Annotated in this window: 5 protein-coding genes; 1 reads left to right on the top strand and 4 read right to left on the bottom strand. The window is 72.0% G+C overall.

The features are described from left to right. Positions 1-26 precede the first annotated feature (26 nt). Together NLX83_RS28670 and NLX83_RS28665 are read right to left on the bottom strand one after the other, a co-directional pair. Complete coding sequence (locus tag NLX83_RS28670) at positions 27-1,157, bottom strand: acyltransferase family protein (protein ID WP_254238318.1); 1,131 nt, start codon at positions 1,155-1,157, stop codon at positions 27-29. 14 nt (positions 1,158-1,171) lie between these two features. Then, positions 1,172-2,365, bottom strand: coding sequence for a cytochrome P450 (locus NLX83_RS28665; RefSeq protein ID WP_254238317.1), 1,194 nt, complete (start codon positions 2,363-2,365; stop codon positions 1,172-1,174). Between the two features lie 143 nt (positions 2,366-2,508). On the opposite strand from NLX83_RS28665, the gene NLX83_RS28660 reads away from it, so the two are divergent. Further along, complete coding sequence (locus NLX83_RS28660) at positions 2,509-3,429, top strand: phytanoyl-CoA dioxygenase family protein (RefSeq protein WP_254238316.1); 921 nt, start codon at positions 2,509-2,511, stop codon at positions 3,427-3,429. A gap of 72 nt (positions 3,430-3,501) precedes the next feature. Here NLX83_RS28660 and NLX83_RS28655 read toward each other — a convergent pair whose 3' ends face one another. Together NLX83_RS28655 and NLX83_RS28650 are read right to left on the bottom strand one after the other, a co-directional pair. Further along, a complete protein-coding gene (locus NLX83_RS28655; protein WP_254238315.1) occupies positions 3,502-12,270 on the bottom strand; it encodes a type I polyketide synthase in 8,769 nt (2,922 codons plus the stop codon). A 15-nt stretch (positions 12,271-12,285) separates the two neighbouring features. Next, positions 12,286-24,051: a type I polyketide synthase gene (locus tag NLX83_RS28650; RefSeq protein ID WP_254238314.1), complete on the bottom strand. Its 11,766-nt coding sequence runs from the start codon at positions 24,049-24,051 to the stop codon at positions 12,286-12,288. Positions 24,052-24,057: the final 6 nt, after the last annotated feature.

Genomic DNA, 24,057 nt, shown 5'->3' with positions numbered 1-24,057 from the left:
TGTGTCGCCGCGACCGTCGCCGCGCGTCACAACCGGCGGCTCCGGGACCACCTGCGCATCGCGGGCATCTCCACGTACCGATGCAGCACCGCGGCCAGCACCGCCGTCGTGGTGACGCACACCAGCACCACCCCGAGCCCGCTCAGCACGTCGTGGCCCTTGCCGAACGCCATCAGCAGGTAGAACGTGATCTGCCCGCCCAGAAGGTAGAAGGCGAAGGAGATGTCGCCGAAGTAGACCATCGCCCGGCCACCGACCACGGAGCGGGCGCCGCGCACGTCCAGCAGCGCGACCGCCGGGAGCACCAGCGCCAGCGGCACGACGGTCGCGGCCACCTGGGCGTGCAGCCAGGGCAGCGCCTGCGCGAGCGCGAGCCCGAGAACGACCAGGCCCGCTGCCGGGCGCCAGCCGAGACCGATCCACCGTCCACTGAGGACGATGCGGGCCATCACCATGCCGAGCGCGAACTCCAGCAGTCGCACCGGTGGCGCGATGTAGACCAGCCAGAGCGAGAGCACCGGGACCGATTCCCCGGGCTCCACGGGCATCGTCGGCCCGCCGAGCAGTCCCGCCGCGAACGGCATGCACAGCACCGCGACCATGAGGCCGATCGCCACCCCCCACAACCGGGCGGTGGGGACCCGGAGCAGCCCGCGCAGCAGGAACGGGAACGCCAGGTAGAACAACAGCTCGCAGGACAGCGACCAGCTCAGCCGGTTGACGCTGAAGAAGACCGTCGGGTCCGGTACCCACGACTGGAGCAGGAACAGGTTGGGGATCGCCTGCACCAGGGGCACCGCGCGGCCGAGGGCGAGGACGACCACGATCGTCAGCGCCCAGGTCACCACGTGGTTCGGGAAGATCTTGACGATGCGGCGGCGCCACGTCGCGGGCACCGGCGCGCCTGGCCGGGCGGACCAGGTCAGGACGAACCCGCTGAGCAGGAAGAAGAACGACACCCCCGGCCCGCCCGCCCGGTCGAACAGCGCGCCGAAGACCGCGTTCGCGCTCTCCGCGGCGAAGATGTTCTGGTGGGCGATGTGGTAGAGGAACACCGCGAGCGCGGCCAGCACGCGCAGCCCGGTGAGCGAGGGCAGGCGGACCCCCGCCAGCTCTCCCAGTCCGTCCACTTCGGACCGCCCGGAGGCAGTGGCCACGATGATCTCCTTGGTTACCAGGCGACGGGCAGGCTGACGGGGCGGCGGGCCAGCGAGCCGGAGACCCACTCGATCTCCTCGACCGGTACCGCGCAGCGCAGCCCGGGCATTCGCGCCAGCAGGGTTTCGAGCGCGATGGTCAGTTCCATCCTGGCCAGCTGGGCGCCGATGCAGAAGTGCGGGCCGTGCGAGAACGACAGGTGCGGGTTGTGCTCCCGCGTCAGGTCCAGGCGGTCGGCGTGCGGGAACACGTCCTCGTCGCGGTTGGCCGACTCCAGCGACACCACGACCGCCTCGCCCGCCCGGATCGGCCCGCTGGGCAGCTCCACGTCCTCGAGGGCGATCCTCGCCTGGTCGACGCCGGTGATCCCGGCGTAGCGCAGGAACTCCTCCACGGCCCTCGGCAGCAACCCGGGGTCGGCGCGCAGCAGGTCGAACTGCTCGGGGTGGGTGAACAGCAGGTACACCGCGTTGACGATCATCGTGCTGGTCGTCTCGTAGCCGGCGGCGAGCAGGCTGACCGCGAGCAGGTTCAGCTCCTCGTCGGACAACCGCCCGGTGTCGTCCGAGGCATTCACGAGGTCGCTGAGCAGGTCGTCGCGCTCACGCTCGCGCCGCTGCGCGACCAGGCCGACGATGTGCTTGTACAGCGCACCCATCGCCTGCTCGGCGCGCGGCCGGTCCTCCTCCGCGGTGAGCAGCATGTCGTCGGTCCAGCCACGGAAGGCTGTGCGGTCGGCGGGCTCGACGCCGAGCATCCCGCAGATCATCGCCAGTGGCAGCGGGCGCCCGAGGTCGGCGACCAGGTCGGCGGGCGCCCCCTTGGTGATCATGTCGTCGACCAGCTCCCGCGCGGTGTGCTCGGCCCTGCCGTGCAGCAGCCGGATTCGCGCGGGGCTGAACGCCTTGGCGGCGAGGCCGCGCACCCGGCTGTGCTCCGGCGGGTCGATGCTGGTGATCACGCGGGGGTTGCGCGGGGTGGCCATCAGTCGCGGCGCGTCCCGCACCTGCCGCGCGCGGCTGAAGCGGCGGTCGGTGAGCACCGCCTTGGCGTCGGCGTGGCGGGTTACCAGCCGGGCCTGGCGGCCGTAGGGCAGCTGGATGTGCGGCAGCGGGCAGCGCGCCCGCAGACCGGCCAGCGCCGGGTCCACGCCGAGGCGCGCGTCGGTGCCGGTCGGATAGCGCAGGGGCTGCTCGAAGGTGCTCATCGATGCGAAAGCTAAATTGCCGCATTCCCCGCCTACAACCCCTAGCCGCCCCCTAGCAGACCATTCCACTAGGGGTTGAAACGCAATTCACTCGGTCGTTATTTTGACCGCGAAGCGACCATTTTCCCGAACGAGGTGACCGCATGCCCCTGGTAACACCGGAACAGCCGTTGCGCGACCTGACCGACGACGAGGTCGCCGCGTACCGGCGGGACGGCGCCATCAGGGTGTCCGGCGTCTTCTCCCAGGACTGGGTCGAGCGCCTGTCCGACGCCGTCGACCACGTCCTCGCCAACCCGTCCTTGCTGACGCAGGCGACGGCCGATTTCTCCGCGGGCCGCGGAACCGGTGACGCGTTTATGTGGAAAACGCATTCGACGTTTCACGAGTTCGTTTTCCGGTCACCTGCGGCCCGAATCGCGCAGCAGTTGTTCGGTTCGACGACGGTGACCGCGTTCTACGACCAGATCTTCGCCAAGCCCGCGGGCACCAAGGGCGCGAGCCCGTTCCACGAGGACGCCAGCTCCTTCCCGATCCGGGGCGAGCAGGTGTGCGCGATGTGGATCGCGCTCGACCCGTGCGGCCCGGACTCCTCCGCGCTGCGCGTGGTGCGCGGCTCGCACCTGTGGGATCGGGCCGACGCGCCGGTCAGCTCGAGCCTGATGCAGCGCATCCGCACCGACGAGCGGGCGGCACCGGCCGCCGAGCGGCCGCGCCAGGACGTGCTGGACTGGAACGACGAGCAGGTGCTCGGCTGGGATCTCGAACCAGGCGACGCGGTGGTGTTCCACCCGGGTGCGCTGCACGGAGCCACCGGCACCGGGCCGGACCGCGGGCGCCGCGCGTTCGTCTCGCGCTGGCTCGGCGACGGCGTGACGTTCAAGCCCGACGACGCCGTGCTGCCGATCCTGTGGGACCCGGGCCTGACCCCCGGCGAGCCGATGGGCGGCTCGCTGTTCCCGAAGGTGTTGCCGGAGCCGGACGAGGCGGCCACCCGGTGGGAACCTCAGACCCCGGAGCCGGAGCGGCTGAACCAGTTCCTGCGCAAGATCGGCAAGGCCTGACCACCGCCGCGTGAATCCCGCCGGGGCCGGTGCTCGTGTTCGAGCACCGGCCCCGGTGCTTTGCCGTCGTGACTACGACACCGCGGCGGCCTCGGAAAGCAACGAGGACAGGTGCCGGGCCAACGCCACCGGAGTCGGGAAGTCGTAAGCGGCGGTGGCGGCGAGGCTCAACCCGGTCGCGGCGTTGATGCGCCCCCGGAACTCCACGGCCCCGAGCGAGCCGAACCCCATCTCCACGAATCCCTTCTCCGGCTCGACCTCGCCGATCGAGGAATAGCCGAGCACCGCCGCGGCCTGCCCGCGCGTCAAGTCCAGCAACAGCTCGAACCGGCCGTCCGAATCGAGCTCGGCGAGTTTCGTCAGCAGCACGTCCCGGTCGGTTTCCGAGGTCTCCTCGGCGACCGCGCCGACGACGAGTGATTCCAGCAACGGCGCCGGGCGGGTCATGGTGAACACGGGGGCGAACCGCTGCCAGTCGACGTCGGCGACCAGGACCGAGCCGGTCGCGGTGTGCAGTGCGGCGCCGGCTTCCGCGGGTGTCATCGGGCGGAGGCCGACCGCGCGCAGCGTCTCCGCTTCCGGGTCGGTGGTCAGCGGGCCCCACGCCACGGTGGTCACGGGGCGCCCCGACGCGCGCCGGAGATCAGCGATCGCCTCCAGGGTCGCGTCGAGCTCCGCGCGGTCGCCCTGGCCCACGGCGCCGACCACTCCCGCGAGCGAGGTGAACAGCATGACCTCGCACTCCGCCAGGGAATGCACGGCCAACGCCGTCTCCGCGGTGCCGCTCGCGTGGATCACCAACGACGGGTCGTGCTCCTCCAGCAGCGCGGCCAACTCCGACGCGTCGTCCGTGCGGACCGCGTCGGGCCAGCCGTCCACGGCCGGGTGATCGCCGACGATCAGGGTTCGGCCCGTCCGCGGCTGCCGCGTCGCGGTGGAACGGACCAGGCGACGGGCGAACAGTCCCGCCTGCCGGACCGCCACCTGGTCCTCGGTGCCGTTGAGCGCTTGGACCAGTCGCGTCGCGGCGCGGCGGTCCAGGCGCTCGGGAAGGTCGATGAGCCCGCCCCAACCCTCCCGCAGCTCCAGTGCGAGGACCCGGCCCCTGCCCCACACGCCTGCAGCTCGCGGGTCCCCGGTGCGATCGGAGGGGGCCACGGACATGGCCGAGCGCGTCACGCACCACAGCGGAGCCGTGGTCGAGACGGGACCGCACAACGACACCACACCATCCACAGTGGACGGTTCCGCGGTCACCTCCACCGTGGCGCCGTGATCGCGGAGCGCGGCCACGATCTCCGATGTCCACTCGGCGTCCTCGGACGGCACCACCGCCCAGGTCCCCCTGAGCACCGGGGAAGCGGTCCGCGGGACCGACACCCACCGGACGGTGTAGCGGTCGGCCTTCTCGCGCACTCCGGCGAGGAGCGGGAGCACCGAGGCGAGCTGTGCCGCGTCCGGGACCCCGAGCACATCAGCGAGGGAGTGCGCGTCCGCGTCCTCCACCGCGGTCCAGAACCTCTCCTCCGGCGTCGGTGGCGCGGTCATCCAGTAGTGCTTGTGCTGGAAGGCGTAGGTCGGCAGGTCAACGCGGCGGGCGCCCGGGAACACCGCCCGCCAGTCGACGTCCACGCCGTGCACGTGCGCGGTGCCGAGCGCGGAGACCACGGTCTCGACCTCCGGGCGGTCGCGGCGCTGCGCGGCGATGAACACGCCGTCCGGCAAGGTTTCCTGGCTCATCGCGGTGAGCACGGCGTCCGGGCCCACCTCCAGGAACTTCCGGGCGCCGAGCTCGTGCAGGCGGAGGAGGCCGTGGTGGAAGCGAACCGTGCCGCGGACCTGGCGCACCCAGTACTCGGGATCGGTCACGGAGCCGTCGGCCACCATCGGCAGCGACGGTGTGCGGTAGTCCAGGCCGCGGGCCACCGACCGGAACTCGTCGAGCATCCCGTCCATGTGCGGGGAGTGGAACGCGTGGCTGACGCGGAGCCTCCTGGTGCGGCGGCCCTCGGCCTTCCACTGGTCGGCGATGTCCAGCACGGCTTCCCGGTCGCCGGAGAGCACCACCGACCTCGGGCCGTTGACCGCGGCGACGGACACGAAGTCCTCCATGCCGAGCAGGGTCGACTCGACCTCCTCCTCGGTCGCCTCGACCGCGACCATCGCTCCCCCGGTGGGCATCTCCCGCATCAGCCGGGCCCGTGCCTCGACCAGGCGGCACGCGTCCTCCAGCGAGAGCACCCCGGCGACGTGCGCCGCGGCCAGCTCACCGATCGAATGGCCCAGCACGAAGTCCGGCCGCACACCCCAGCTCTCGAAGAGCCGGAACAACGCCACCTCGAAGGCGAACAGCCCGGTCTGCGTGAACTCGGAGTCGTCCACTGAGGAGTTGTCCACTGAGGAGTCGCCGAACCCCGCGCACACCGCGTCGAACGCCGACGCGAACACCGGGAACGCCGCGTGGAGCGAGCGACCCATGCCGACCCGCTGCGAGCCCTGACCGGTGAACAGCAACGCCAGCTTGCCCGGTGCGGCAACACCTTCGACCAGCTCGTCCGCCAGAACGGCCCGGTGCGGCAGCGCGGCCCGCGCGGTCGCCAGCGTGAACCCGACGTCGGCCGGGTTCAGCTCCGGATGCGCCGCAAGGTGATCACGAATGCGGCGAGCCTGTGCCCGCACAGCAGCGGCACTCCGGCCTGAAAGCACAAGAGGGCCGGGCGAGGGCGGCGCCGATGCCTTGGTCGGCGCGGGCTCGTGCTCCAGGACCACGTGGGCGTTGGTGCCGCTGATCCCGAAGGAGGAAACCCCGGCCCGGCGGGGACGGCCACCATCCGGCCACGGCTTCGAGGAGGTCAGGAGCTCGACCGCGCCCGCCGACCAGTCCACGTGCGGGGACGGCGACTCCGCGTGGAGCGTCTTCGGCAGCACACCGGCTCGCATCGCCGCCACCATCTTGATCACGCCGGTGACCCCGGCGGCGGCCTGGGTGTGACCGATGTTCGACTTCACCGAACCCAGGTACAGCGGCTGGTCCCGGTCCTGGCCGTAGGTGGCGATCAGGGCCTGCGCCTCGATCGGGTCCCCCAGCACCGTCCCGGTCCCGTGCGCCTCGACGGCGTCCACTTCGGACGGTTCAAGACCGGACGCGGCCAGCGCCTGGCGGATGACCCGCTGCTGCGAAGGACCGTTCGGCGCGGTCAGCCCGTTCGACGCGCCATCGGAGTTCACCGCCGAACCCCGAACCACCGCGAGCACCTGATGACCGTTGCGGCGCGCGTCGGAAAGCCTTTCCAGCACGAGCACTCCCACGCCCTCGGACCAGCCGGTGCCGTCCGCGGCGGCGCCGAAGGACTTGCAGCGGCCGTCCGGGGCGAGCCCGCGCTGACGGCTGAACTCCACGAAGGTCGCCGGGCTCGACATGACGGTCACGCCGCCCGCGAGCGCGAGCGAGCACTCGCCCTGCCGCAGCGACTGGCACGCCATGTGCAGCGCCACCAAGGACGACGAGCACGCCGTGTCGACCGTGATCGCGGGTCCCTCCAAGCCGAACGTGTAGGCGATGCGGCCGGAGAGGATGCTCGCGGTGTTACCGGTCCCGACGTAGCCCTCGACGCCTTCGGGCAGGGCGGGCAACCTGGTGGCGTAGTCGTAGTACATGACGCCTGCGAACACGCCGGTTCGGCTTCCCTTCAGCGTTTCCGGATCGATCCCCGCGCGTTCGAACGCCTCCCACGAGGTCTCCAGCAACAGCCGCTGCTGCGGGTCCATCGCCAGGGCCTCACGCGGGCTGATCCCGAAGAACTCGGCGTCGAAGGACGCGGCGTCGTAGAGGAAGCCACCTTCACGGGCGTAGCTGGTGCCCGCGTGCTCTGGATCGGGGTGGAACAGGGAGTCCAGGTCCCAACCGCGGTCCGCGGGGAACACGGAGATGCCTTCCCCACCTTCCTCGACGAGCCGCCACAGGTCTTCCGGTGTCCGCACTCCCCCGGGCGCGCGGACGCTCATGCCGACGATCGCGATCGGCTCGTCCACCGCGGCAGTGGTCGTGGTGGACGGGCCGGGCAGCGCGCCGCCGAGGTGGGCGGCGAGCGCGGACGGGCTGGGGTAGTCGAAGACGAGCGTCACCGGCAGCGTCAGGCCGGTGACCGCGTTGAGCCGGTTGCGCAGCTCCACCGCGGTCAGCGAGTCGAAGCCCAGCTCGCCGAACGGGCGGTCGGGGTCGATGTCGTCGGCCGAGCCGTGGCCGAGCACGGCGGCGACCTCGGACCGCACGAAAGCGAGCAGGTCTTCCGGCAGCGCCGTCGCCACCGTGGCTCGACGCGGCGCGGAGCGGATGAGCTCGCGCAGCACCGGGGGCACGTGGTCGTGCGAGGCCGTCGTGTCCAGCCGGATCGGGACCACGACCTCCGACGTCGATCCCGCGGCCGCGTCGAACAGCGCCAGACCGTCCTCAGTGGACAGTGGCGTGACGCCGATGCGGCGCACTCGCCGGAGGTCGGCCGAGGCCGCCATGCCGTCGGCCCACGCGCCCCAGGCCAGCGAGATCGCGGGCCGCCCCGCGGCGCGGCGCTCGGCGACCAGGTCGTCCATGCCCGCGTTCGCCGCCGCGTACGCGGCCTGGCCCGGACTGCCGAGCACCGCGGCCGCCGACGAGAACACGATGAACGCGGCCAGATCGGTGGTCAGCTCATGCAGGTTGCGAGCCGCGACGATCTTCGGCCGGAGCACCGCGGCCAACCGCTCCGGGGTGAGATCGGCGAGGAGGCCGTCGTCCAGCACTCCGGCCGCGTGAACGACCGCGGTGACGCGGTGTCCACTGAGGACAGTCGCGAGCGCGTCCCGGTCAGCCGCGTCACAGGCCACGACTGTGACCTCGGCGTCCAGCTCCGGCGCGGCGCCACCGCTCCGGCTGAGCAACAGCAGGCTCCGAACGCCGTACTCGCTCACGAGGTGCCGGGCCACCGCCGAGCCGAGGGCACCCGTGCCGCCGGTGATCAGGACGGTGCCGTCGCCGAACTCCGGGCGGGGTGAGGTGCCCGCCCGCACCAGGCGGCGAACGGTGAGCTCCCCGTTCCGGATTCGCAGTTCGGGCTCGTCGAGGGTCAGCGCCTTGGCCAGGGCGTCCGGATCGTCGGACTCGGCGAGGACGAAGCGGCCGGGCTGCTCGGACTGCGCAGACCGGACAAGGCCGCGCACGGCCGACGACGACGTGGTGATGACCAGTCGCCCCGCTGCTGAGCGCACCGCGGCGAGCGCTTCGGTGACGTCGTCGCAGCGCAGCTCTGTGTAGTCCACTGTGGACTCAGTAGGCAGCGGCACGGGCCGCCACACCGGCTCGAACAGCATGCGGGCGAGCGCCGCACCCCTCACCTGGTGCTCGGCGACCGGCCGGAACACCAGGCTGTCAGCGGTGAACACCGGAGTGCCCGCCTCGTCGGCGATCTCCAGCGCGACCGTGTCCGGCCCAGCGGGAGACAGCCGCACGCGAACCTTCGAAGCACCGGCCGCGTGCAGGCGAACTCCCGTCCACAGGAACGGCAGCCGCGCCTGCTCGGCGTCGCCGAAGAGACCGCCGACCGGGATCGCGTGGAGCGCCGCGTCGAGCAGCGCGGGATGCACGCCGAAGGACTGCGCCTCAGAAATGTGGACCTCGGCGTACACGTCCTCGCCGTGGCTCCAGGCCGCCCGGAGGGCGCGGAAGCTCGGGCCGTAGGTGAACCCGGCGTCGGCCAGCTCCTCGTAGAGCCCGTCCGTGGGCAGCTGTAGCGCACCGGGCGGCGGCCAGGCGGCGGCCCAGTCGCACACGGCGTCCTGCCTGCCCGGTGACACCGAACCCACGGCGTGCAGCGTCCACTCCTCGTCGCCCTCCGGCCGCGAGTGGACCTCCAGGTTGTGCCTGCCGTCCGAGCCTCGGCGACCGACCAGCACCTGCACCTGCGCCGCGGAGTGCAGCGCCAGCGGGGCTTGCAGGGTCAGCTCGTCGAGCTGGTCGCACCCGGCCTGCTCGGCGGCGCGCAGGGCCAGCTCGGCGAACGCGCTGCCGGGCAGCAGGGGCACTCCCGCGACCGTGTGGTCGGCGAGCCACGGGTGGTCGGTGAGGGAGATCTGTCCGGTGAGGACGGTCGCGTTCTGGTCGGCCAGGGACACCGCGGCGCCCAGCAGCGGATGGTTCGCCGACACCAGTCCCAAGCCGGTCGCGTCGCTCGCGCGGGCTCCCCCGGCGAGCCAGAACCGGGTGCGCTGGAAGGCGTAGGTGGGCAGGTCGACGTGCTTCGCGCCGGGGTAGAGCCGCGCCCAGTCGACGTGGACGCCGTGCGCGTAGGCGGCTGCCACCGCCGGGAGGAAGACGTCTTTGTCCTTGTGCTGCAACGCGATCAGCTTGGCATCAGGCAAGCACTCCTGGCCGAGCGCGGTGAGCACGCCGTGTGGTCCGACCTCCACGTACGTTGACACGCCTTGGCTGTCCAGCCAGCGCATTCCATCGAGGAAACGCACCGTGTCGCGGACGTTGCGCACCCAGTACCCGGGGCTGGTCACCTCGGAGGTCCTGGCGAGCCGTCCGTACACAGTGGACACAAGCGCGATGCGCGGGTTGGCGTAGGTGATGCTCTCCGCGACCGTGCGGAACTCGTCCAGCATCGCGTCCATGTGCGCCGAGTGGAACGCATGACTGGTCCGCAGCCGCTTGTGCTTCCACCGCCTCGCGACTTCCAGCACCTCGTCCTCGTCGCCGGAGATCACCGTCGACCGCGGGCCGTTCACCGCTGCGATGCTCGCACCGCCAAGGTGTTCCCTGACCTCGTCTTCCGGCGCCTCCACGGACACCATCGCGCCGCCGGTCGGCAGGGCCTGCATCAAGCGGCCTCGCGCCTCGACCAGGCGGCACGCGTCCTCCAGCGAGAACACCCCGGCAACGTGCGCCGCCGCCAGTTCGCCGATGGAGTGGCCGAGGAGGTAGTCCGGCCGCACACCCCAGCTCTCGACAAGCCGGTACAGAGCGACCTCGAACGCGAACAGGCCGGTCTGCGTGAACTCCGTCTGATCCAGACGGGAGTCACCGAACACGACTTCACGCACCGGCAACTCGAACCTGGCGCACACCGCGTCAAAGGCCGAAGCGAACACCGGGTACGTGTCGTACAGCGAGCGACCCATGCCGACCCGCTGCGCACCCTGACCGGTGAACAGGAGGGCGGTTTTCCCTTCTGCGGCAACGCCTTCGACGACCAGGGGCGAACGACCGCCCTCCGCGAGCGCGGCAAGCCCTTCCGCGTGGTCACCCAAGATCACCGCACGATGGCTCAGGTGTGCCCGATAGGCCAGCGAGAAGCCGATGTCCACCGGGCTCGCCTCGACCGCGGCCAGTCGTGCGGCCTGTGCCCGCAGCGCGGCCTCGGACTTCGCGCTGACCGGCCACGGCAGGACGGGGCCGGGCTCAGCGGGCAGCGGTACCTGGCACGCCGGAGCCTGTTCCAGGATCACGTGCGCGTTGGTGCCGCTGATTCCGAACGACGACACTCCGGCGCGGCGCGCGCGGCCCGTCTCCGGCCACGGGACGGGCGAGGTCAGCAGCCGCACATCGCCCGCCGACCAGTCGACGTGCGGCGTGGGGGTGTCGACGTGCAGCGTCCGCGGCAACTCGCCGTGGCGCAACGCCTCCACCATCTTGATCACACCGGCGACCCCGGCCGCGGTCTGCGTGTGACCGATGTTGGACTTCACCGTGCCCAGGTAGAGCGGATGCGCGCGGTCCTGGCCGTAGGTCGCCAGAATCGCCTGCGCCTCAATGGGATCGCCCAGGGTGGTGCCGGTGCCGTGCGCCTCGACCGCGTCCACCATGTCCGCCGACAGGCGCGCGTCGGCGAGGGCTTGGCGGATCACGTCCTGCTGTGCGGAACCGCTGGGCGAGGTCAGCCCGTTCGACGCGCCATCGGAGTTGATCGCGGTGCCGCGCACGACCGCCAGCACGCGGTGCCCCTTGGCCAGGGCGTCGGCCAGGGTCTCCACGAGCAGCACGCCGACGCCCTCGCCCCACGCGGTTCCGTCGGCACCGGCGGCGAACGCCTTGCAGCGACCGTCCGCGGCGAGGCCGCGCTGCCTGCTGAACTCGATGAACATCGTCGGGACGGCCATCACGGAAACCCCGGCGACCAGGGCCATCGAGCACTCGCCCTGCCGCAGCGCCTGAGCGGCCAGGTGCAACGCCACCAGCGACGACGAGCACGCCGTGTCCACGGTGACGGCGGGCCCGCGCAGCCCGAGCGCGTAGGCCACGCGGCCGGAGACCACGCTCGACGCGCCACCGGTGAGCAGGTGACCCTCCACCGCTTCGTCCACAATGGACGCACCAGTGCCGTAGCCGAGCTGCGCGGCGCCGACGAACACCCCGGTGGCGCTGCCGTGCAGCGAGTGCGGGTCGATCCCGGCCCGCTCGACCGCTTCCCAGGAGGTCTCCAGCAGCAGCCGCTGCTGCGGGTCCATGGCCAGGGCCTCGCGCGGGGAGATCCCGAAGAAGTCCGCGTCGAAGTCCGCGACGTCGCTGACGAACCCGCCCTCGCGGACGTAGCTCGTGCCGCGCCGGTCCGGGTCCGGGTCGAACAGCGCCTCCAGGTCCCAGCCGCGATCGGTGGGCAGGGGGCCCACCGCGTCGGTCCCGGTGTCGACCAGCCGCCACAGGTCCTCCGCGGAGCGGACTCCGCCGGGGAAGCGGCACGCCGTGGCCACGATCGCCAGCGGCTGCCGGTTCTGCTCGACCAGCGCCGAGTTGGCCTTGCGCAGCCGCTCGGTCTCCTTCAGCGAGAGCCGCAGCGCCTCGACGATCTTGTCGTTGTTGCCCGTCATCACTGTGCTCCGAACTCAGGAGGTGGCTTGCTGGAAGGCGAGCGCGACCAGGCTGTCCGCGTCCAGCTCGTCGAGGGAGGCGTCGTCCTCGCCCGGCCCGGTCAGCCCCGCGATCTCCAGCAGGGTGTCCAGCACCCCGGCGTCGCGGAGCCTGCTCAGCGGGATCGCCGCCAACGCGGCCCGGACCTCGTCCTCGGACGTGCCGGGCTCCGGCGCGGCGTCGGCGGTCTCCGGCGCCAGCTCGGCCAGCAGGTGCGCGGCCACCGCCGCCGGAGTGGGGTGGTCGAAGACCAGCGTCACCGGCAGCCGCACCCCGGTGGCCGCGGTGAGCCGGTTGCGCAGCTCCACGGCGGTCAGCGAGTCGAACCCGATCTCCTTGAACGCCGTGCCCGCCCGCACCGACTCGGGCGAGGAGTGCCCGAGCACAGCGGCGACGCCCTCGCGGACGAGGTCCATCAGGATGCTCTCCTGCTCCCCCGCCGAGAGGCCGGACAGCGTCGCCAGCAACGAGGACCCACCGTCGCCGCGGGTGGCCGCGGCGCGGCGACCCGCCCTGACCAGCCCGTGCAGCAGCGGTGGCAGCATCGCCGCGTCGGCCCGCAGCAACGCGGGCTCCAGGCGCATCGGCAGCAGCACCGGGCGGTCAGAGCGGACAGCGGCGTCGAACAGCGCCAGACCCTCCTCTGTGGACATCCGTGCCACGCCGACGCTGCTCATGCGCTTGCGGTCGGCCTCACCCAGGTGCCCGGTCATCTCGCTGCGCTCGGCCCACAGGCCCCACGCGAGCGACTGCGCGGGCCCGCCCTCGGCACGCGACCGCTGTGCGAACGCGTCCAGGTAGGCGTTGGCGGCGGCGTAGTTCGCCTGACCGGGACCGCCGAAGGTGGCCGCGGCGGAGGAGAACAGCACGAACGCGTCCAGGTCACCGGTCAGCTCGCGCAGGTTGACCGCCGCGTCCACCTTGGGACGCATGACGGCTTCCAGGCGCTCCGGGGTGAGGGACTGGACGACACCGTCGTCGAGCACTCCGGCCGCGTGGATCACCGTCGTGACACTGTGTCCACTGAGGACGGTCGCGAGCGCGTCGCGGTCGGCGGCGTCGCAGGCGGCGATCGTGACGTCGGCGCCGAGTTCGCGCAGGTCGGCCTCCAGCTCCGGCGCACTGCCGCGACGGCTGAGCAGGAGCAGGTTCCGCACACCGTGCTCCCGCACGAGGTGCCGCGCGAGCAGACCGCCGAGGGTGCCGGTGCCGCCCGTGATCAGCACGGTGCCCTCGGGGCCGATCCTGGCCGGGGCGGTCAGCACGACCTTGCCGATGTGCTTGGCCTGACTGAGGAAGCGGAACGCCTCCGGGGCCCGGCGCACGTCCCACGCCCGCACGGGCAGCGGGGTGAGCACACCGCGCTCGGACAGCCGCAGCACCTCGGCGAGCAGTTCGCCGAGCCGGTTCGGCCCGGCTTCCACGAGGTCGAAAGCCCGATAGCCCTCGATGCCGTCGCGCAGGTCGGTCTTGCCCATCTCGACGAACCGGCCGCCCGGCTTGAGCAGCCCCAGCGACGCGTCGACGAACTCACCGGCCAGGGAGTTCAACACCACGTCGACCTTCGGGAACCGCTCAGCGAAGCCAAGATCACGCGAACTGGCGACGTGATCGGCGTCGAGACCCGTGGCATGCCACTTGGCCGGGCTGGAGGTACCGAAGACCTCCGCACCGAGGTGCTTGGCGATCTGCACGGCCGCCATCCCCACGCCGCCCGCGGCCGAGTGGATGAGCACCGACTGCCCGCGTCGGAGCCCGCCCAGGTCGACAAGGCCGTAGTAGGCGGTCAGGAACGCGACGGGAACGGACGCGGCCTGGGTGAAGCTCCAGCCCGCGGGGATCTTCGCGAGGGTGCGCTGGTCGGCGACGGCCAGCGCGGCGAAGGCACCGGTGAACAGGCCCATCACCCGATCACCGGGACGCAGTCCGGTCACCCCCGGGCCGGTCTCGACCACGACGCCCGCACCCTCACTGCCCAGGATCTCCTGGTCGGGCACCATTCCCAGGCTCAGGACGACGTCGCGGAAGTTCACGCCGGTGGCACGGACGGCGATCCGCACCTCGCCCTCGCCCAGCGCCCGCACCGGGTGCGGCTCCAGCGCCAGCGCGTCGAGCGTGCCCGTCTCGGTGACCTCCAGCCGCCACGGCTCCTCCGGCTCCACAAGGCCGTCGTTGCCTGCGCGAGCGAGGCGCGGGACCACGAGGCCGCCGTCGTGCACGGCCACCTGGGGCTCCCCGAGCGCAACGGCGGCCGCAAGCAGTTCCGCCGGGCCGTCGAAGAGGACGAACCGGTCCGGATTCTCCGACTGGGCGGAGCGCACGAGCCCCCACACCGCGGCCACGGCGGGATCGGGAACCCCGGCGATGTCACCGTTGGTGTGGATCACCACGCGGTTGTCCGCGCGCTGCACCGCTTCCAACGCCTCGAAGACAGTCGACACCTCGACGACGTCGTAGTCCTCTGTGGACGGAGCGGGCACCGGGACCGGCTTCCAGTCCAGCTGGAACAGGGAGTCGGAGCGCCCTGCCGCGCGAATCTGGGCCGCCGTCACCGATCGCAGTGCCAGCGACTCCACGGTGAGCACCGGTTGCCCGGTCTCGTCGGTCGCGATCAGAGACAGCTCGTCGTCGTTGACGCGGCGCAGTCGCACCCGCAACACCGACGCTCCGGCGGCGTGCAGTGCGACCCCGCCCCAGGCGAAGGGCAGGCGCACTGAACTGTCCGTTGTGGACAGACCGATCGCGTGCAGTGCTGAGTCGAGGAGCGCTGGGTGCAGGCCGAACGGCTCATCTGCCGGCACCCGCACTTCGGCGGCGATCTCCTCGCCGACCCGCCACGCGGCGGTCAGGCCCTGGAACCTCGGGCCATAACCGAATCCGGCCTCGGCCAGCGCCGGGTAGAACCCGTCCAGCTCCACCGGGACCGCGCCGGCCGGGGGCCACACGGCAATCCCCTCCGGCGTTGTGGTCGCGGTGCCGAGCAAACCCGTCGCGTTGCAGGTCCACTGCCCGTCGTCCAGCCGCGAGTGGACGGCGACGGCGCGCGAGCCGTCGAGTTCGGCTCCGCCGACCGTGACCTGGAGTTGGACACCGTCGCGCTCGGGCAGCACCAGCGGCGCGTGGAGGGTCAGCTCTTCGACCCGCCCGCAGCCCACTTCGTCACCCGCGCGGATCGCCAGTTCCAGGAACGCCGTTCCGGGTAGCAGCACGGTTCCCAGGACCTGATGGTCGGCCAGCCACGGGTGGGCGCGGCGGGACAGTCGCCCGGTCAGCAGGTAGCCGTCCCCCTCGGCGAGCGGCACCGCGGCGCCCAGCAACGGGTGATCCGGCGCGTTCAGGCCGACCGAGCTGAGGTCACCGGTGCTGGTCGGCGTGTCGAGCCAGTACCGCGTTCGCTGGAACGCGTACGTCGGCAGCTCGACGAAACGCCCGCCCTCGCACAGCTGGAACCAGTCGACGTCGGCCCCGTGCACGTACGCCTCGGCGAGCGAGGTCAGGAACCGTTCGGTCCCGCCGTCGTCGCGGCGCAGCGAGCCGATCGCGACCGCGTCGGCCTCCGACATGCCCATGAGCAGCACCGGATGCGGGCTGATCTCGATGAACAGCCCGTGGTCCTTAAGCAGCTCCTGGATGGACTGTCCGAAGAGGACGGTCTTACGGAGGTTCCGGTACCAGTAGCCCGCGTCGACCGGCTCGTCGATCCAGTCACCGGTCACAGTAGAGAAGAACGGGATCTCGGGCTGCTTTGGCGTGATCCCGGACAGCACTTCGGCCAGCCGATCGTGAATCCGCTCGACGTGCCGGGAGTGCGAGGCGTAGTCCACCGGGATGCGTCGCGCGCGGATTCCCCGTTCCTCGCAGGTCTCCATCAACACGTCCAACGCGGCCGCGTCTCCGGAGATCACCACGGACCCCGGCCCGTTCACGGCGGCGACCCCGATGCCCTCGGTCAGCAAGTCACTGACGTCCCCTGTGGACACCGAGACCATTCCGCCGAGTCCGGACAGCGCCGTCAGCTCCTTGCTGCGCAAGGCAACGACCTTCGCCGCGTCCTCCAGCGACAGGGCCCCCGCGACACATGCCGCGGCGATCTCGCCCTGGGAGTGGCCGACCACCGCGGCGGGTTCAACCCCGTACGAGCGCCACACGGCGGCGAGCGACACCATCACCGCCCACAGCACCGGCTGAACCACGTCGACCCTGTCCAGTGGCCCGTCCAGTTCCTCGAAGAGGTCCCAGTCCGCGTGGGGCGCCAACGCAGAGGCGCACGCGGACATCGACGACGCGAAGACCTCGTTCCCGAGGAGATCGCGAGCCATGCCGGTCCACTGCGAACCCTGACCGGGGAAGACGAACACCGGCCGCCCCGAACCCGTGCCGGTGATCACCCGGTCACCGAGCACCACGGCGCGGTGCGGCAGCGAAGCCCTGCCGGACAGCAAGGAGCAGGCGACGTCGACCGGGTTGTGGTCCGCCGCGGCTGCGCGAAGCCGATCCACCTGAGCTTCCAACGCTTCCGGCGTCTTCGCGGACAGCACCCACGGGACGAAGCCTTGAGCATCGGGCTCCGAAGGCTCGTCGCGAGCCGGAGCCGCAGCGTCCTGCGGAGCCTCCTCCAGGATCACGTGGGCGTTGGTTCCGCTCACCCCGAACGAAGAAACACCAGCGCGGCGCGGCCGGTCGGAGGACCACTCGACGTTCTCCGTCAGTAGTGCGACCGCGCCCGCAGACCAGTCCACGTGCGGGGTCGGTGAGTCCACGTGGAGGGTCTTCGGCAGCACGCGGTGCCGGAGGGCCTGCACCATCTTGATCACGCCACCGACGCCCGCGGCGGCCTGCGCGTGGCCGATGTTCGACTTCAACGAGCCCAGCCATAGCGGCCGCGGCCGGTCCTGACCGTAGGCGGCGATCACCGCCTGAGCCTCGATCGGATCGCCGAGCCTCGTGCCCGTGCCGTGGGCCTCGACAACGTCCACATCGGACGGTGCGAGCCCCGCGCTGTCCAGGGCCGCGCGGATGACCCGCTGCTGCGAGGGACCGTTCGGGGCCGTCAAGCCGTTCGACGCACCGTCGGAGTTCACCGCCGAACCCCGCACCACGGCCAAGATCCGGCGGCCGTTGCGCTGGGCGTCGGAGAGCCGTTCCACCACGAGCACCCCGACGCCCTCGCCCCAGCCGGTTCCGTCCGCCGCGGCGGCGAACGGCTTGCAGCGGCCGTCCTCGGCGAGGCCCCGCTGACGGCTGAACTCGACGAACGCGCCCGGCGTCGCCATCAGGGCCACGCCGCCGACCAGCGCCATCGAGCATTCGCCGTTGCGCAGCGCCCCTCCCGCGAGGTGCAGCGCCACCAACGACGACGAGCACGCGGTGTCCACGGTGACAGCGGGACCTTCCAGGCCGAAGGCGTAGGCGACGCGACCGGAGATCACGCTCGCCGAGGTGCCGGTGAGCAGGTAGCCCTCCGTGCTCGCGGCGGCCTGGTGCACCAGGGCTGCGTACTCCTGGCCGCTGACGCCCGCGAACACGCCGGTGTGGCTGCCGCGCAACGAGTCCGGCGCGATCCCGGCGTGCTCGAACGCCTCCCAGGAGGCTTCGAGCAGCAGCCGCTGCTGCGGGTCCATCGCCAGGGCTTCGCGCGGGGAGATCCCGAAGAACTCCGCGTCGAACTCGCTCGCTCCGGTCAGGAAGCCGCCCTCGCTCACGTAGGAGGTCCCGGGGCGGTCGGGGTCCGGGTCGTGCAGGCCGGCCGTGTCCCACCCGCGATCCACCGGAAAACCCGACAGCGCGTCCGTTCCTTCGGCGACCAGGCGCCACAGGTCGTCGGGTGACGCGACGCCGCCGGGGAAGCGGCAGCTGATGCCGACGATAGCCAGCGGCTCGTCGGAGGCGGTGCCGCGCACCGATTCCGCGGCGGTGGTGCCGAGCAGTTCGGTGAGCAGGTGCCGGGTGACCGCCGCCGGGTTGGGGTGGTCGAAGACGAGCGTCGTGGGCAGCCGCAGTCCGGTTGCCGCGGCGAGCCGGTTGCGCAGTTCGACCGCGGTGAGCGAGTCGAAGCCGATCTCGCCGAACGCCCGGTCGGGGCTGATCGACTCCGGGGAGGAGTGCCCGAGCACGGCGGCGACCTCCGCCCGCACCAGGTCCAACAGCCGCGCCTCGCGCTCCGCGGAAGGCAGTCCGGCGAGCCGCCGCACCAGCGCGGAGCCCTCCTGCGTGCTCGCGCCGACCACGCGCCGTGCCGGTGCGCGGACCACCGAGCGCAGTAGTTCCGGCAGCTCGGGGAGCTTGCGCAGCGCCGCGCGGTCGAGGCGCAGCGGCAGCAGAACCGGCTCCGGGGAGGCGACGGCGGCGTCGAACAGCGCCAGACCCTCCTCTGTGGACAGAGCGGGCATCCCGGCGCGCTCCATGCGCTGGACATCGGCGTCATCGAGGTGCGCGGTCATACCGCTGCGCTGTGCCCAGAAGCCCCACGCCAGCGACTGCGCGGGCAGCCCCTCGGCGTGACGGCGCAGCGCGAGAGCGTCCAGGACCGCGTTCGCCGCGGCGTAGTTGGACTGGCCCGCCGCACCGAGCGTCCCGGCGACCGAGGAGAACAGGATGAACGACGCCAGGTCACCGGCGAGCTCGTGCAGGTTGATCGCCGCGTCCACCTTGGGGCGCAACACCTTCTCGACCTTCTCCGGCGTCATGTCGTGAACGAGGCCGTCGTCGAGCACACCCGCGGCGTGCACCACCGACGTGATGTCGTGCGCGCTGAAGACAGTCGCGAGGGCGTCGCGGTCGGCTGCGTCGCATGCCACAACGGTGACGTCGGCGTCCAACTCCGGTGCCGCTGCGCCACTCCGGCTGAGCAGCACGAGCTTTCGCACGCCGTGCTCGGCGACGAGGTGGCGGGCGATGAGGCCGCCGAGCGTTCCGGAGGCGCCCGTGATGAGGACCGCGCCGTCCGGGTCCGGGACGGGCGGGATGCGGAGAACGACCTTGCCGACGTGCTTGGCCTGCCCGAGGTGGCGCAGCGCGTCGACCGCCCGCCGCACGTCCCACGCGGTGACCGGCAGCGGCGTGAGCGCACCGCGCCGGAACAGCTCCATCAGCTCGCCCAGCATCTCGCCGATGCGGGCGGGACCGGCCTCCATGATGTCGTAGATCCGGTACGTCACACCGGGATGCGCCTCGGCGACCTGGGCCGCGTCCCTGCGGTCGGTCTTGCCCATCTCCAGGAACCGGCCGCCCGGACCGAGCAGCCCGAGCGAGGCGTCGACGAACTCGCGGGCCAGCGAGTTCAGCACGACGTCGACCTTCGGGAACCGCTCGGCGAAACCGAGATCCCGCGAGTTCGCGACGCGGTCTGCGGGCAGGCCGGTCGCCGCCCACTTCGCCGGGCTCGCGGTGCCGTAGACCTCGGCGCCCAGGTGCCGGGCGAGTTGGACCGCCGCCATGCCGACGCCCCCGGCCGCGGCGTGCACCAGCACCGACTCCCCCGCCCGCAGCCCACCGAGGTCGACGAGGCCGTAGTAGGCGGTCAGGAACACCACCGGGATGGTCTCCGCCTGCTCGAAGGTCATGCCCTCCGGCATCCGCGCGATCATGCGGTGGTCGGCGATCGCGACCGGTCCGATCGAGTCGGGGAACATGCCGAAGACCCGCTCCCCTGGGACGAAACCGGTGTCCGGGGCGGCTTCGAGCACGATGCCCGCCGCCTCGCCGCCGAGCCCGTCCTGGTCGACCATACCGAGGGTGAGCAGCACGTCGCGGAAGTTCAGCCCCGCCGCGCGCAGGCCCAACCGGACCTGACCCGGCTCCAGGGGGCGCAGCGCGTCCGGGCACTCCACCAGTGCGACGTTGTCCAGGCTGCCCTTGGTGGTCACCTCCAGCCGCCATGCCCTCGCGCGCGGCGGGATGAGCGCCGCGGACGGACGGGCAAGCCGGGGCGCGAACAGTTCTCCTTCCCGCACAAGGACTTGCGTGGCACCCGAGGCCACGGCGACGCCGGGTGGGACCGAGCCGTCGCTGTCGACGAGCACGAACCGGTCCGGGTTCTCCGACTGCGCCGACCGGACCAGGCCCCACACTGCCGCCGCCGCGAGGTTCTCCCCCGTCGTCGCGCCACTGGTGAGCACCGTCAGGGGACGCGACTCATCCCAGGAGCGGATCGCGTCGAGAGCTTCGGTGGTGGCAGTCAGCGGGTCATCGGCGGTCACCTCGTACAAGCCGGTCTCGGCGGAGCTGTCCGGCTTGGCGACCGGGACCCACTCCACCCGGTACAACGGCTCTGGAGCAGGAGCGGCGACGGCCCGCAGCACGAGCGATTCGACCGTCGCGACCGGATGACCGTCCATATCGGACAGTTCCAGGGAGATCGCGTCCGGACCGGCCGGGCTCATCCGGACGCGGAGAGCTGTGGCCCCCACCGCGTGCAGCTCCACGCCGGTCCAGGCGAACGGCAGCTTCACTTCGGTGGCCGTGCCGAGTGCCGCGGTGTGCAGGGCGGCGTCCAGCAGGGCGGGATGCAGCCCGAAGCCCGCGGCGTCAACATCGATCGCGACCTCGGCGTACACGTCGTCACCGAGCCGCCAGGCCGAGCGCAGGCCCTGGAACGGCCCGCTGTAGCCGAGTCCGGCCTCGGCGAGCCGGTCGTAGAAACCCGTGACGTCGACGGGCTCGGCCTCAGCGGGCCTACTGTCCACTGTGGATGGTTCCGCGCTCCGCGGGGAGAGGACTCCGACCGCGTTGCGGGTCCAGTCCTCCGAGTCCTCCGGCCGCGAGTGCACCGCGACTGCGCGGCGGCCATCCTCATCCGGCGCTTCGAGCGACAGGTGCACGTGGACGCCGCCCTGCTCGGGCACGATGAGCGGGGCTTCGAGGGTGAGCTCGTCGATCCGGCCACACCCGGCCTCGTCCCCTGCGCGGACCGCGAGGTCGACGAACGCGGCGCCGGGCAGCAGTGCGACACCACCGACTCGGTGTTCGGCCAGCCAGGGATGGGTGTGCAGGGAGAGCCGCCCGGTCAGCAGGACGCTGTCGCGCTCGGCCATCCGCACGACCGCGCCCAGCAACGGGTGATCGGCCGCGGCCAGCCCGAAGCTGTTCGCCTCGCCCGTCGTGGCCGGTGCGTCGAGCCAGAACCGCTCGTGCTGGAAGGGATAGGTCGGCAGGTCGATGCGCCGCCCGCCACCGCACAGCTTCGCCCAGTCCACGTGCGCGCCGTGCACGTAGGCCTCGGCGAGGGCGGTGCGGAACCGCCGCTGCCCGTCCTCGTCGCGGCGGAGGGTGCCGACGACCGCCGCGGGCCGGTCGATGCTCTCCTGGACGCCGACCGCGAGCACCGGGTGCGGGCTGACCTCGATGATCACCGAGTAGCCGAGGTCGAGCGCGGTCCGCACGGCGGGCGCGAACAGCACGGGCTGCCGCAGGTTGCGGTACCAGTAGTCCGCGTCGAGGGTTTCGGTCAGCCACTCGCCGGTGACGGTGGACAGGAACGGGATGTCCGGCCGCCTCGGCTCGACACCGGCGAGGACTTCGCGCAGACGATCCTCGATGTCCTCGACATGCCGCGAGTGCGACGCGTAGTCCACGGGAATGCGCCGAGCCCGGATCTCCTTGTCAGCGCAGCGTTCCATGACCTTGTCGAGCGCGTCGGTGTCGCCCGAGAGCACGACCGACGCAGCGCCGTTGACAGCCGCGACCTCCACGCCGTCGGTCAGCAGGTCGTCGACATCGGCGGTCGCCACGGACACCATGCCGCCGCGCCCGGACAACGCCAGCAGCTCGCGACTGCGCAGCGCCACCACCTTCGCGGCGTCCTCCACCGACAACGCCCCCGCGACGCAGGCGGCGGCGATCTCCCCCTGCGAGTGGCCGATCACCGCCTCCGGCTCGACCCCGTGGGAGCGCCACAGCTCGGCCAGGGACACCATGACCGCCCACAGCACGGGCTGCACGACGTCGACCCGCTCCAACGGGCCGTCCAGCTCCTCGAACAGGTCCCAGTCGACGTGTGGAGCCAAAGCCTTGGCGCACAACGACATCGACGATGCGAAGACCTCGTTGTCGAGCAGGTCGCGGGCCATGCCGGTCCACTGCGAACCCTGACCGGGGAAGACGAAGACCGTCTTGCCACCGGTGCTCACCCCGCGCACCACGTTCGGGTCGGGCTCCCCCGCGAGCAGCGCCGGAAGCGCGGCGGGATCGAGCAGGACCGCACGGTGGTCGAGCGCCGCCCGCGTCGTGGCCAGCGAGTGCGCGATGTCGAGCGGGTGTGCTTCCAGCTCCGCGATCTGCGCCGCGCGGGCGTTCAGCGCCTCGGCCGTCTTCGCCGTCAGTACCCAGGGCCCCGAACCCTCGGCGCGCGGCTGCTCGACCGGCTCCGGAGCCTCCTCCAGGATGACGTGCGCGTTGGTGCCACTGATGCCGAAAGCGGAGACACCGGCGCGGCGGCGGTCACGGGACTCCGGCCACGGCACCGTCGAGGTGAGCAGCGAGACCGCGCCCGCCGACCAGTCCACGTGCGAGGTCGGCTCGTCCAGGTGCAGGATGCGCGGCAGCACCCCGTGCCGCATGGCCTGCACCATCTTGATCACCGCGCCGACCCCCGCCGCGGCCTGCGTGTGCCCGATGTTCGACTTCAACGACCCGAGCAGCAGCGGCTGCGACCGGTCCTTGCCGTAGGTCGCCAGCAGCGCCTGCGCTTCGATCGGGTCACCGAGCGGGGTGCCCGTGCCGTGCGCGTCCACCGCGTCGACCTGGTCGGTGGACAGGCCAGCCGCTGTGAGCGCCTGGAGGATCACCCGCTCCTGCGAAGGCCCGTTCGGCGCGGTCAGCCCGTTCGACGCGCCGTCCTGGTTCACCGCGGAGCCCCGCACCACGGCGAGCACGGGGTGACCGTTGGCGACCGCGTCGGACAACCGCTCCAGCAGCACCAAGCCGACGCCCTCCGACCAGCCCGTGCCGTCCGCCGCGGCGGAGAAGGACTTGCACCGGCCGTCCGGGGCGAGCCCGCGCAGGCGACTGAACTCCACGAACGCGCCGGGCGTCGACATCACGGTGACCCCGCCCGCCAGGGCGAGGGAGCTCTCACCGCGCCGCAGCGACTGGCAGGCGAGGTGCAGCGCGACCAACGACGACGAGCAGGCCGTGTCGATGGTGAGCGCGGGGCCTTCGAGGCCGAAGGTGTAAGCGATTCGCCCGGAGGCGATGCTGCCCGCGCTGCCGTTGCCGAGGTAGCCCTCCATGCCCTCCGGGATGGTGCGCAACCGGGCGGCGTAGTCGTGGTACATCACGCCGGTGAACACGCCGGTCCTGCTGCCGCGCAAGGAGGTCACGTCGATCCCGGCGCGCTCGAAGACCTCCCACGAGGTCTCCAGCAGCAGCCGCTGCTGCGGGTCCATCGCGGTGGCCTCGCGCGGGGAGATCCCGAACAGCCCGGGGTCGAACAGGTCCGCCTCGCGCAGGAACCCGCCCTCGGTGGCGTAGCTGGTGCCGGGGTTGGCCGGGTCCGGGTGGAAGAGCGAGGCCAGGTCCCAGCCCCGGTTGTCCGGGAAGCCGCCGACGCCGTCGCGCTCCTCGGTGACCAGCCGCCACAGGTCCTCCGGTGAGCGCACCCCGCCGGGGAAGCGGCAGCCCATGGCCACCACCGCGATCGGCTCCTGCTCCCGGGACTCCGCGGCGCGCAGCCGTTGCCGCACCTCGTGCAGGTCGGTGGTGACGCGCTTGAGGTAGTCGCGCAGCTTCTGCTCGTTGGACACGTCTCG

It is taken from the genome of Allokutzneria sp. A3M-2-11 16 (assembly GCF_024213555.1).
Taxonomy (GTDB): Bacteria; Actinomycetota; Actinomycetes; order Mycobacteriales; family Pseudonocardiaceae; genus Allokutzneria.
Note: the sequence above shows the minus strand (reverse complement) of the source record. Positions and strands in the feature narration are given on the sequence as shown.